Here is a 9,840-nt window from a genome sequence, read left to right as displayed (position 1 = left end):
GACGCTGGAGGAACTGGCCGGACGGGCCGCGATCGCCTTCGAGAACGCGCGCCTGTATGGCGCGCTGCAGGCCGAGATCGTCGAGCGCCGGCAGGCCGAGGCCGGGCTGCTCGAGGCCAGCCGCCGCAAGGATGAATTCCTCGCGATGCTGTCCCACGAGCTGCGCAATCCGCTCGCGCCGATCCGCAGCGCGATCGAGGTGATGCGCGCGCTGGTGGTGCCGCAAGCGGGCGAGGAGGCTGCCGCGCGCGCCGATCGCGACGCCCGGCTCGCCCAGGCGCTCGCGGTGACCGACCGTCAGGCGCGTCACCTGACGCGCCTGGTCGACGAGTTGCTCGACGTCGCCCGCATCAGCCAGGGGAAGATCGTGCTCAAGACCGAGACACTGGACCTGCGCGATGTCGTGCGGCAGAGCCTGGAGGCGGTGCAGTCGCTGGTGGACCTGCAGCGCCAGGAACTGCGCCTGCAGTTGCCCGACCGGCCGGCGCGGGTCCGCGGCGATGCCGCGCGGCTGATCCAGGTCATCACCAACCTGCTGCACAACGCCAGCAAGTACACCGGCCCCGAAGGCCGCATCGAGTTGACGCTGGCGCGCGACGAGCCGGCCGATGGCGACAGCGATGACGACGGCCGCGCCGCGGCGTCGCGCGCGCCGGGCTTCACGCTGACCGTGCGCGACAACGGCCGCGGCATCCCCGCCTCGCTGCTGCCGCACGTCTTCGACCTCTTCGAGCAGGGCCCGCGCGGCCTCGATCGCAACCAGGGCGGCCTGGGCGTCGGGCTGACGCTGGTGCAGCGCTTGGTGCAGCTGCATCACGGCGAGGTCGAGGCGCGCAGCGACGGCCCCGGCCACGGCTCCGAGTTCGTGGTGCGCCTGCCCGCGGTGCAGGCGGACGAGGCGATGGACACGGTGCCGCCGGAGCCCGCAGCTGCGGCCAGCACCGCTCCGACCGGCGGCGCGGGGGCCGGTCGCGGCACGTCGGCGCCGCAGCCGCAGCCGCAGCCTCAGCCTCAGCCTCAGCAGGATGACGAGCCCTGCCACGTGCTGGTCGTCGACGACAACCGCGACGCGGCCGATTCGATGGCGGTGTTCCTCGAGCTGGCCGGCTTCGACACGCAGGTGGAGCTGGACGGCGCCCGCGCGCTGGACCTGGCCGCCGCCAGCGCGCCCGACGTGGTGCTGCTGGACATCGGCCTGCCCGGCCTGGATGGCTACGAGGTGGCCCGCCGGCTGCGCACCCTGCCCGGCGGCGATCGCTGCCTGCTGATCGCGCTGACGGGGTACGGCCAGCAGGACGACCGTCGGCGCGCGCACGAAGCGGGTTTCGATGTGCACCTGGTCAAGCCGGCGGACCCGGATGCGGTCGTCGAACTGATCCAGGAATGGCGGCTGCGTGCGCCCGCGGCCCTGCATTCCGAGGCCACGACGCGCTGAGCCCGCGCCATGGCGCCATGAAAAAAGGGGCTGCTCCCCGCAGCCCCTCTTCCGGTTCATCGACCCCGCGTGAGCGGGGCCGCCGCGCGGCGATCAGCCGTGCTTGGCATCGAAGAACTGTTCGTCCTCCGTGGAACCCTTCAGCGCCGCGGTCGACGCCTGCGCCTCGATCGTGGTGGTGACCGCGTCGAAGTAACCCGTGCCGACCTCGCGCTGATGCTTCACCGCGGTGAAGCCCTTTTCGGCGGCGGCGAATTCAGCCTCCTGCAGCTCGACGAAGGCGCTCATGTTGTTGCGCGCATAACCGTAGGCCAGGTTGAACATCGAGTAGTTCAGGCTGTGGAAGCCGGCCAGCGTGATGAACTGGAACTTGTAGCCCATCGCGCCCAGTTCGCGCTGGAACTTGGCGATGGTGGCGTCGTCCAGGTTCTTCTTCCAGTTGAAGCTCGGCGAGCAGTTGTAGGCCAGCAGCTTGCCGGGGAACTTCGCATGGATGGCCTCGGCGAAGGCCTTGGCGAAGGCCAGGTCGGGCTTGCCGGTCTCGCACCAGATCATGTCGGCGTAGGGCGCGTAGGCCAGGCCGCGGCTGATGGCCTGGTCCAGGCCGTTGCGGGTGCGGAAGAAGCCTTCGACAGTGCGCTCGCCGGTGCAGAAGGGCTTGTCGTTGTCGTCGATGTCGCTGGTCACCAGGTCGCCGGCCTCGGCGTCGGTGCGGGCCAGCAGCACGGTGGGCACGCCCATGGTGTCGGCGGCCAGGCGCGCCGCGACCAGCTTGGCCACCGCTTCACGCGTCGGGACCAGCACCTTGCCGCCCATGTGGCCGCACTTCTTGGCGGCGGCGAGCTGGTCCTCGAAGTGCACGCCCGCGGCGCCCGCGTCGATCATGCCCTTCATCAGCTCGAAGGCGTTCAGCACGCCGCCGAAGCCGGCTTCCGCGTCCGCCACGATCGGGGCGAAGTAGTCGATGTCGTTCTTGCCTTCGCTCCACTGGATCTCGTCGGCGCGCTTGAAGGTCGCGTTGATGCGCTTGACCACCTTCGGCACCGAGTCCACCGAGTACAGCGACTGGTCGGGGTACATCTCGCCATTGCTGTTGGCGTCGCCGGCGACCTGCCAGCCGGACAGGTAGATCGCCTTCAGCCCGGCCTTGACCTGCTGCATGGCCTGGTTGCCGGTGAGCGCGCCCAGCGAGTTGACGAAGGGCTCGGTGTTGACCAGGTTCCAGAGCTTCTCGGCGCCGCGCTTGGCCAGCGTGTGCTCGATCGGCAGCGAACCGCGCAGCCGCACCACGTCGGCGGCGGAGTAACCGCGCTGGATGCCCTTCCAGCGGGGGTTCTCGGCCCAGTCCTTCTCGAGGGCGGCAATTTGTTGTTCGCGGGTCAAGGTCGTCATGGTGAGCTCCTGTGGGGAATGAAGTTGCTGGAGAAAACGAAAACCGATGGGCTCAAATCTAGGCGCCTTGACCGCCACCGTGTCGGCGTATGTCTTATATAAGACTGAATTTTTTATCCATACAAATCAATCACTTGCAAACAAGAAACCGGATTGTGAGAGTGGCTCTTCCATCATGAGAAATCTTGCGGCGGTGCAGCACGGGAGCTTTTTGCATGCCGACAAACTCTTTTCATGATCTGAAATTACCCGGGCGGCGATGGGAATCCGCAAGCCGGAAATCCGGCCAAGAAAAAGGGGCGCCCTTTTCGGGGCGCCCCTTTTGCGGAGACCGGTCCGGTCAGTCGAGCTTGAGCTTCTGCGTCTCGACGACCTTCTTGTAGACCGCGTATTCGGCCTTGATCTGCTCGCTGAACTGCTCCGGCGAGTTGCCGATCACGATCGAGCCGGTTTCCTCGATGCGCTTCCTGACCTCGGGCATGTCGACGGTCTTGCGCGCGGCCTCGTTGATCTTGGCCACGACCTCCTTGGGCAGGTTCTTCGGGCCGAGGATGCCGTAATAGGCCATGCGGTTGACCGGCTCCAGGCCCAGTTCCTTGAAGGTGGGCACGTTGGGCAGCACGGCCAGGCGCTGCGGCGCGGCCACGGCGATGGCCACCAGGCGGCCGTCCTTGATGAACGGGAGCGCGGACGGCAGGTTGTCGAAGATCATGCACCTGGCCCGCGACGGTGTCGTTCAAGGCCGGGCCGGCGCCGCGGTACGGGATGTGGGTGACGAAGACGCCGGTCAGGCTCTTGTAGAGCTCCATCTGCAGGTGGCCGATGCCGCCGGTGCCGGAGGTCGCATAGCTGTACTTGCCGGGGCTCTTCTTCAGTTCGGCGATGAAGGCCTTGTAGTCCTTGGCGGGGAAGGACGGATGGACCGCGATGACGTTGGGCGTGGCCGCGAGGTTCACGATCGGCGTGAAGTCGGTCAGCGGGTTGTACGGCGTCTTCGGATTGATCGCCGGGTTGGTGGCCGTGGTGGACACGGTGGCCACGCCCAGCGAGTAGCCGTCGGGCGCGGACTTGGCGGTGTCGTTGGCGCCGATGATGCCGCCGCCGCCGGCCTTGTTCTCGACGACCATGGTCTGGCCCAGCGGACCGGCGATGTGCTGCGCGACCACGCGCGCCACGATGTCGGTGGTGCCGCCCGGCGCGAACGGGACGACCAGCTTGACCGGCTTGGTGGGATAGGACTGGGCCAGCGCCGCGGCGCAGGACAGCGTCAGCGTGCCCAGCAGCAGGCCGCGTTGGAGGATCGAGCGACGGTTCATGAGCTCCTCGTCTTCTGAAGGATTGGGGGATCGGAACAGCTTAAGTATCTCGTCGGCGCGCTCGCGCTAGCGGAACTACGTAGAGACCTCGCCGGCGGGGCGGGAAAGCGCTGGCACACTCGGACGCCCCCTTCGAGTCTTCCGATGCTGCTGCTGTTGCCTGACTTCCTGCTGATCGTCGCCGGCTTCGTGCTGTGCCGGTACACGCCGCTGGACCGCCCGGTCTGGGAAGCGGCCGAGAAGCTGGTGTACTTCCTGCTGTTCCCGGTGCTGCTGTTCAACTCGATCTCGCGCAGCAGCCTGTCGCCGGGCGACACGATGGCGCTGATGGGCGGCGGGCTGGGCGTGATGCTCAGCGGCATTGCGCTGGCCTTCGCGCTGCGCTGGGTGCCGGGCGTCGACGCGAGGACGCATGCCTCCGGCGCGCAGGTGGCCTTCCGCTTCAACTCCTTCGTCGCGCTCGCGCTGGCCGAGCGGCTGCATGGCGCGCAGGGCGTGGCGTGGATCGCGATGATCGTCGCGGTGTGCGTGCCGGTGGCCAATGTCGCGGCGGTCTATCCGCTGGCCCGGCATGGCGGGCACGGCTACCTGCGCGAGCTGGCGCGCAATCCGCTGATCGTGTCGACGCTGGCCGGCCTGGCCGCCAACCTCACCGGGCTGCGCCTGCCGGAGCCGGCGGCGATCTCGCTGCAGAAGATCGGCTTGGCGGCGCTGCCGCTGGGGTTGATGGCGGTGGGCGCGGGACTGCGGCTGGGGGCGCTCAAGGATGCGCCGTGGCTGGCGAGCGCCCTGCTCGCGATCCGGCACCTGGTGCTGCCGGTGATCGCGCTGGCGATCGGCCATGCGCTCGCGCTGCCCGCGCCGCAGGCAGCCCTGCTGCTCGCCTTCGCGGCGATGCCGACGGCCTCCAGCGCCTACGTGCTGGCCGTGCGCATGGGCGGCAACGGCCCGTTCGTGGCGGGGCTGGTGACCGTCTCCACGCTGCTGGGGATGATCGTGCTGCCGCTGTGGTTGGCGCTGGGGATCGCGGCGCGCTGAGTACGGCTCGCCGCGCGGTGGCGGCGAGCCGTCCGTTCAAGGTCGATCGCGATCGGAACGCTGCTCACGCCGGGCCGATCCGCGCCGTGCGAGCCATCGACCAGCCACCACGGCGCCAACCGCGATCAGGCACTGGTCGACGAGGAATCGCGGCATCGACGTCCGCGCCTCCGCGCCTGCGTCAAAGGACGCGCCGAGCCCGACGAGGAGGACGCCCAGAGCGCCCCAACCCCACGAGCGATGGCCCGTGGCCCCTCGTACGAAGGCCGCGACGTAGCAGGTGGCGCCCAGTGACAGCAGCAGCGACCCGAATTGAGCCACGGGATTACCGGTTGACGCGATGACGGTCGTCCGCGCGGCTGGCCAGCTCGTTTCCGGTGAGCATCATGCCGGAGCCAAAAATGAAGGATCCCAGCTTTCCGGCAGCGCTGATCGTTCCGCCCAAACCGGAATACAGCACCGCTGCGGTCAAGCCAATGGCCGATGGATTGGACGATGAGCGCCAGTAGGCAATGCCGCCCACGATTCCTGATCCGATGCCCACGGCCAGTGGCCCCCAGCCTCCGTGCACCTGATCGATCTCTTCGTGTGTCAATTCGAGAATCATGCATCTGCTCCTCGGGCAGGACCATCCCGCCCGCAAGTGCATCTTCCCGACTGGAGGCGCCGGGAACCATCCTGGATTCCTCGTCGCACGTCGATGCCAGACACCGACTGGAATGTCTACTTGTGCCGCGGCGCCAGCGCCCAGGCCACGGCCTGGCGCGCCAGCGCCGCGGTGGCATCGATGACGGGCGCGCCCGCCGCCGCGGCGTCCAGCACGAGGGGGATCTCGGTGCAGCCCAGCACGATCGCCCGCGCGCCGATGCCCAGCTGCCGGATCGCCCGCAGCACCCGCAGCCCGCTGCCGGGTTGCAGCGCCAGGTCCATCACCACGACATCGGGCTGGGTCCGCGTGATCGTCTCGATCGCGGAGGCCTCGCAGGCCGCCTCGCCCACCACCTGGATCCGGCGTTCTCGCGCCAGCAGCGCCTGCAGCTGCGCCCGGATGGTGATGGACCCTTCGACGATGACGACGTTCATGATCGGTCTCCCTGTTTCATTCAGTTTCTTCGGACGCCGCGCGCCGGAGGAGTCGGCGACCACCGGCCCCGCTGTGCGTCGAATCGCGCAGCGCGTGTCAGCCATTCCTGACACGCCTCCCCCCGGGCGCCGTGGGGCGTGAACGGCGTCACGAAATCGGGGGGGAGGCGGTGGGTGAAGGGGCGCTGAGGCGCGTCGGGCGGCGGCCGGCCCCGCGCCGGACAGGTCTTGCGGACCTTTGGGACAATCGCGCCCCATGAATCCCAAGAAGCAACGGATCGTCGTCGGGCTGTCCGGCGGCGTTGATTCCGCCGTGTCCGCCTGGCTGCTCAAGCAGGCGGGCCATGAGGTCGTCGGCATCTTCATGAAGAACTGGGAAGACGACGACGACAGCGAGTACTGCTCCTCCAACATCGACTTCGTCGACGCGGCGGCGGTGGCCGACGTGATCGGCATCGAGATCGAGCACGTCAACTTCGCCGCCGAGTACAAGGACCGCGTCTTCGCCGAGTTCCTGCGCGAGTACCAGGCCGGCCGCACGCCCAACCCGGACGTGCTGTGCAACGCCGAGATCAAGTTCAAGGCCTTCCTGGACCACGCGATGCGGCTGGGCGCCGAGAAGATCGCCACCGGCCATTACGCCCGGGTGCGCGAGCAGGACGGCCAGGTGCAGCTGCTCAAGGGCCTGGATCCGCTCAAGGACCAGAGCTACTTCCTGCACCGGCTCAACCAGGCGCAGCTGCGCAAGACGATGTTCCCGGTCGGCGAGCTGCCCAAGACCGAGGTGCGCCGGCTGGCCGAGGAGATCGGGCTGCCCAATGCGAAGAAGAAGGACTCGACCGGCATCTGCTTCATCGGCGAGCGGCCCTTCCGCGAGTTCCTCAACCGCTACCTCTCCCACAAGCCCGGCCCGATCAAGGACGAGCGCGGCCGCAAGCTGGGCGAGCACGTCGGCTTGTCCTTCTACACGCTGGGCCAGCGCCAGGGGCTGGGCATCGGCGGCGTGAAGGAGAAGGGCGCGCCGCGCGGCGGCGGCGAGCACGAGCCCTGGTTCGTCGCCCGCAAGGACCTGGCGAGCAACACGCTGGTGGTCGTCCAGGGCCACGACCACCCGCTGCTGCAGAGCCGCGGTCTGGTGGCGCAGGACCTGAGCTGGACCGGCCAGGCGCCGGCCTTCGGCGGCTTCGGCGCCAAGACCCGCTACCGGCAGGCCGACGCGCCCTGCGCGCTGACCCCCGGCGAGGGCCAGCATCCGCCTGGACTTCCCGCAGCCGCAATGGGCGGTCACGCCCGGCCAGAGCGCGGTGCTCTACGACGGCGACGTCTGCCTGGGCGGCGGCGTCATCGCGGAAGCGATCGCGTAGTCCGAAGGCCGCGTCCGCTGGCGGGCCGTCCCGCGTGCCCAGCCGACCGGGGCCGGCGCGGCGGCGGTCCGCTGCCCGTTGCACGCCCGCCGCAGCTCATCCAGCGATTCGGGGCACTCGTCGCATGGCCGGAACCGCCGCGGCCGGTGTCCCATGACAATGCGCACCTTCCCTGCCGGACGTCGCCTGTGGCACGCTGGCGTGTTGCCGCCTCGCCTGGATGGACCCCTTGGATCGTCTGCTCGCCCGCATCGCCCAGCCCGCCTTCGTGCTGCGCATTGCCGCCCTGGCGATCTGTCTGCTGGAGCTGGGCTCGGCGGTCTGGGGCCTGATGGGCAACGCGACCGAGCCCTACGACGGCGTCCTGGCCAGCCTCTACCGCCGCACCGGCGGCGACACCCACGACGCGCCCTTCGTGCTCACCTGCCTGGCGCTGGTGATGCTGTTCGCGTGGCACTTCTGGCGGCTGGCGCGCCAGCAACACCTGGACCTGCCGCCGGCCGACGCGCTCGCCCGCGTGCTGCTGCTGGACGTGCTGGCGCTGCTGGTCACGCCGGGGCTGCCCTTCCTCGTGACCGTGCTGGCGGCGCTGCTGCTGAACGTGCGGCGCGCCTTCAATTTCGCGCTCGCGCAGGTCGTGATCAGTGTGGCGCTGTACTGGCTGCTGCCCAGCGAGGCCCAGCGGCTCGAGCAGCTCCAGCCCGACCTGCCCTGGTGGCTGAACAGCCTGGGGCTGTCGATGTCGATGGTGGCGCTGCACGGCATGGCCTTCGGCCTGGGCCGGCTGGCCGCGGCGGAGGCCGAGCGCAGACGCTGGTTCCAGGCCATGCTGGCCGAGAAGGAATCGGGCGAGCGGCTGCAGATCGAGCAGCTGCGTTATGCCGAGCGCCTGCACATGGCGCGCGAGTTGCACGACGTGATGGGGCATCACCTGACCGCGCTCAACCTGCACCTGCAGCTGAGCGAGGCGCTGCTGCGCCGCCACGACGAGCCCGGCGCCGCGCAGGCGGTCGAGAAGGCCAAGCTGGGCGCGGCGGGGCTGCTGGCGGAGGTCCGCGCGGCGGTATCGCGCGAACGGGAGAGCCAGCGCATCAACCTCGAGGCCGCGCTGCGCACGCTGGCCGACGGCATCGCCAGCACGCAGATCGAGCTGGCGCTGGACCCGGTCGCGCAGGACCTGACGCCGCGCTGCGCGCACGCGCTGCTGCGCTGCGTGCAGGAGGCGGTGACCAACGCGGTGCGCCATGCCGGCGCGACGCGGGTGCGCGTCAGCCTGGAGGCGGTGGACGAATCCGGTCCGCAGGTCCGGGTGCGGGTTGACGACAATGGCCGCGGCACGCGCAAGCTGCGCGAGGGCAACGGCCTCAAGGGCATGCAGGAACGCATGGCCGAACTGGGCGGGACGATGCAGGTGCTGCGGCATCACCCCGGATTCCTGATCGAACTGAACTGCCCGCGGCGCGCCTGAACCGGGATTGCGCCATCCAGCAAGGAGACGACATGAGCGACAACACGATCAAGCTGCTGCTGGTGGAAGACCAGCAACTGGTGCGCGAGGGGCTGAAGGGCCTGCTGGCGCTGCACGACGACATTCGCCTGGTGGGCGAGGCGTCGGACGGCGCGGAGGCGCTGGAGTTGCTGGCGCGCGAGCAGCCGGACGTGATCCTGTCGGACATGCGGATGCCGCGGCTGGACGGGATCGGGCTGATCCGGGCGCTGGCGGCGCGGGCGCTGAAGATCCCGGTGGTGCTGCTGACCACCTTCGACGACACGGCGGCTTTCGACGAGGCGGTGCGCGCGGGGGCGCGCGGGTCCTGCTGAAGGCGATCAGCCCGGACACGCTGGTGCAGGCGCTGCGCGACGTGGTGGGTGGCTCGACGGCGCTGCGTCCGCTGCTGACCGAGCGCATGGAGCGCGCGCCGGTGGAGCGCGCCTTCGCGGCGACGGCGGAGCCCGAGCCGCTCAGCCCCAAGGAGCTGCAGGTGCTGCGCCTGGTGGCCAGCGGCCGCAGCAACACCGAGATCGCCGCGCTGCTGGGCAACAGCGAAGGCGTCATCAAGAACCACTGCTCCGCGGTGTTCGCGAAGATGGGCGTCCGCGACCGCACGCAGGCCGTGCTGCGCGCGATCGATCTGGGCTGGATCTGACCTCGCGATGTTCGCGAAGAAGAGCATCCTTGACCGCACGCAGGCGGTGCTGCGCGCGATCGATC

General features: G+C 69.5%; 8 protein-coding genes and 2 pseudogenes. 6 read left to right on the top strand and 4 right to left on the bottom strand.

The features are described 5' to 3' along the window. Positions 1-1,435, top strand: a 1,435-nt coding sequence (locus FUT87_RS19395; RefSeq protein ID WP_147242084.1) for an ATP-binding protein, incomplete at its 5' end; no start/stop codon positions are given. A 93-nt stretch (positions 1,436-1,528) separates the two neighbouring features. Here FUT87_RS19395 and aceA read toward each other — a convergent pair. Together aceA and FUT87_RS19385 are read right to left on the bottom strand one after the other, a co-directional pair. Further along, positions 1,529-2,827, bottom strand: a complete 1,299-nt coding sequence (gene aceA, locus FUT87_RS19390) for an isocitrate lyase (protein ID WP_141225253.1) — start codon at positions 2,825-2,827, stop codon at positions 1,529-1,531. A 340-nt stretch (positions 2,828-3,167) separates the two neighbouring features. After that, positions 3,168-4,143 (bottom strand): annotated as a pseudogene (locus tag FUT87_RS19385) (tripartite tricarboxylate transporter substrate binding protein BugE). Between the two features lie 144 nt (positions 4,144-4,287). Here FUT87_RS19385 and FUT87_RS19380 point away from each other — a divergent pair. After that, positions 4,288-5,181 (top strand): AEC family transporter, encoded by an 894-nt coding sequence (locus tag FUT87_RS19380; RefSeq protein ID WP_147242083.1) that lies wholly within the window; start codon positions 4,288-4,290, stop codon positions 5,179-5,181. Positions 5,182-5,506: 325 nt separating this feature from the next. On the opposite strand, the gene FUT87_RS19375 is transcribed toward FUT87_RS19380, so the two are convergent. Together FUT87_RS19375 and FUT87_RS29055 are read right to left on the bottom strand one after the other, a co-directional pair. Continuing rightward, positions 5,507-5,788: a class IIb bacteriocin, lactobin A/cerein 7B family gene (locus FUT87_RS19375; protein WP_147242082.1), complete on the bottom strand. Its 282-nt coding sequence runs from the start codon at positions 5,786-5,788 to the stop codon at positions 5,507-5,509. 116 nt (positions 5,789-5,904) lie between these two features. Continuing rightward, the gene (locus tag FUT87_RS29055) at positions 5,905-6,264 is read right to left on the bottom strand and encodes a response regulator (RefSeq protein WP_186830636.1); all 360 of its coding nucleotides are present in this window, start codon (positions 6,262-6,264) and stop codon (positions 5,905-5,907) included. 256 nt (positions 6,265-6,520) lie between these two features. Here FUT87_RS29055 and mnmA point away from each other — a divergent pair. The 4 genes and pseudogenes from mnmA (at position 6,521) to FUT87_RS30920 (ending at position 9,775) form a co-directional block, all read left to right on the top strand. Beyond that, a pseudogene (gene mnmA, locus FUT87_RS19365) lies at positions 6,521-7,628 on the top strand (tRNA 2-thiouridine(34) synthase MnmA). Positions 7,629-7,857: 229 nt separating this feature from the next. Further along, positions 7,858-9,096, top strand: coding sequence for a histidine kinase (locus FUT87_RS19360; protein ID WP_147242080.1), 1,239 nt, complete (start codon positions 7,858-7,860; stop codon positions 9,094-9,096). Between the two features lie 32 nt (positions 9,097-9,128). Then, positions 9,129-9,449 carry a response regulator transcription factor gene (locus FUT87_RS30925; RefSeq protein ID WP_255511929.1) on the top strand — a complete coding sequence of 107 codons (321 nt, stop codon included), beginning with the start codon at positions 9,129-9,131 and terminating at the stop codon, positions 9,447-9,449. Between the two features lie 23 nt (positions 9,450-9,472). After that, on the top strand, positions 9,473-9,775 hold the full coding sequence (locus FUT87_RS30920) for a response regulator transcription factor (RefSeq protein ID WP_255511928.1): 303 nt from the start codon (positions 9,473-9,475) through the stop codon (positions 9,773-9,775). Positions 9,776-9,840 lie beyond the last annotated feature (65 nt).

Source organism: Mitsuaria sp. TWR114 (assembly GCF_007997345.1).
The sequence above is the reverse complement of the archived record's forward strand: the minus strand, read 5'-3'. Positions and strand labels throughout refer to the sequence as shown.